We start from the raw sequence: 1992 nt of genomic DNA, 5'->3' as shown, positions 1-1992 counted from the left end.
GATGAAGCCGCGCGGCGTGGCATGGAACGGCGCCGGCGGCTGGGTGATCGCCTCGCACTCCCGGCACGTAAATTTCTCGCGCACGGTCTCGATCAGTTTGAACCGACGCGGGATCTCCTCCAGCGTCTCGGTCACGTCTTCGCCGAGGTTGACCAGCCGCGATCCGCCGCAGCGGCCGCAGGTCGACGGAGCAGCGATGACGACGCGCTCGCGCTCGATGTCATCGGGCCAGGGCTTGCGCACCGGCCGCTTGCGCTCGAAGGCGCGCACCTTCTGGGTCTTCGCCGCCGCAGCGGCCGAGGCAAGCTCGTCCTCGCTCGCCGAGGTGACGAGTTCCTCGAGCTCCAGTTCCAGTTGCTCGATCAGTCGCCGGGTTCGCTCGGAGCGCTGTCCGTACAGTTCGCGTTTCAGCTTCTCGATGCGCAGCTCAAGCTCAGCAATCCGCGCATCGGTATCCGACAGCTTGGCCTGCGCGCTCGCGGCCTCTGCTTGCGCGGTGGCCGCTTTGGCTTGCCACTTGGCAGCATCCGCGACGGCGACATCGTGCTCAGCCTGCAGCGCCTCATGCGCAGCCAGCAGCGCCATGTAGGCACCGGCAAGGTCCGCAGGGAGATCAACAGGCTTCGAAGTCACGGAGCTATTGAATCAGATTTCCGCGTGATATCAACTAAAAAATGCTACCCAACACGAGCTGGTCGCCATGTTTCCTGAGGGTTGCGCCAATCTATTCCGGACAAAAGGTAACTTAACTGTGCCGGAGATATTGTTACGGCTCCGCCTTCAACTGGAGGCCATATGAATCAGCCTCGTTCGAGTCTTTTCGTGAACAGGCAGGCTCCTTGGCCATCATGCCAAATACATTTCAGCAAATTTCCGCTTTTCCTTCGAAAGCAGAACAAATTGCCGCTCAGCGGATTATGTTTGAGCACCTCCTGCACCCGTAGCGCAAGCGATGGGAAGCCACACCTCATATCGGTGTAGCCCGTGGCAAGCCACACGCGCACACCCTCAGTCGGGATCACCGCAGGGTCTCCAGACCCCGCAGGAGCCGCATCAGAACAGCGACATCAACGGTCCGGTCGACGATCACGCGCCGGCCGTTGGCTCCGACAATTTCCATTCGGCCGCCAGCAGGTACCGCCTGGCCGGTCGTAGCCGGTACTTCACCGTGACGGTGCGCAGCAGCAGCAGACCCTTCCGGCTCGACATCCTGCCCGCCAGGACGGATCACACCCAAGTCGATGAAGGCGGCCGGAGAGGTCTCGGTCGACAACGGGTTGGGTCGGCCACCCAGCCTCCCTTCACGGGCCTGCCTCATCAGGATGAACAAGTAATTCGCGTTCATGTCGTGACGCCGAGCCACAGCCGCTACCGGATCACCGGTCTCCTCCACCTCGCGTACGATCGCCAGTTTCTGATCGACCGTCCAGGAACGGCGAACTCGCTTTCGACCGCGCTTCCGGTCCCCACCCGCCGGCAACGGCAGAGCTGCGGTCTCGTCAACTTCCGCCGTCGACGGCGTCTCCATGGCCAGATATTTCATGACGCTACTATCCATTTAAATTTAAGCGGACATTAGCGACGCGAAGTAGCCATCACCAGGCGGCCCTAATCGTACGGATACGCCTCAATTGACGCTTTCGGTTGAGCGTCCGACAAGCTCGGCCCGCAAACACGAGCAGTCGGTCCATCACCATCCCCGCCACTGAACTTCTCATTGTCAGAGAGGCTTATATCTCCCAAAAAGCTCAGCGTGCGTTGAAGCCGCGAGAGGTAACCAAACGTTTCACTGGCAAAATCTAAAAAGCTAAGCAGTTCTCGGATATCCGGCAAAGACGCGGGTTACGAACACCTCAATAGTTCAAGCATTTCATTTAGAGAGCTCAGCCGTTCCATATTCATCGCCCTCTCGACAATGGTTGTTCCATCTTTCTCCAGCGGCGTTCCACGAACATTGCGCAAGAATTTCTTCTCAACGTCTGTTTCACTCAA

The 1992-nt window shown here is 59.4% G+C and carries 3 protein-coding genes; all 3 read right to left on the bottom strand.

All coding sequences use genetic code 11. From position 1 onward, the window contains the following. A partial coding sequence (locus tag EOA33_RS33840; protein WP_190234468.1) for an IS66 family transposase zinc-finger binding domain-containing protein occupies positions 1-633 on the bottom strand: 633 nt, incomplete at its 3' end. Positions 634-800: 167 nt separating this feature from the next. After that, complete coding sequence (gene tnpB / locus EOA33_RS41615; protein WP_348628289.1) at positions 801-998, bottom strand: IS66 family insertion sequence element accessory protein TnpB; 198 nt, start codon at positions 996-998, stop codon at positions 801-803. Positions 999-1018: 20 nt separating this feature from the next. After that, positions 1019-1543: a transposase gene (locus EOA33_RS33830; protein ID WP_190234467.1), complete on the bottom strand. Its 525-nt coding sequence runs from the start codon at positions 1541-1543 to the stop codon at positions 1019-1021. Positions 1544-1992: the final 449 nt, after the last annotated feature.

Source organism: Mesorhizobium sp. M4A.F.Ca.ET.050.02.1.1, assembly GCF_003997725.1.
In the GTDB taxonomy this organism is placed as follows: Bacteria; Pseudomonadota; Alphaproteobacteria; order Rhizobiales; family Rhizobiaceae; genus Mesorhizobium.
This window is presented reverse-complemented; position numbering and strand designations above follow the sequence as displayed.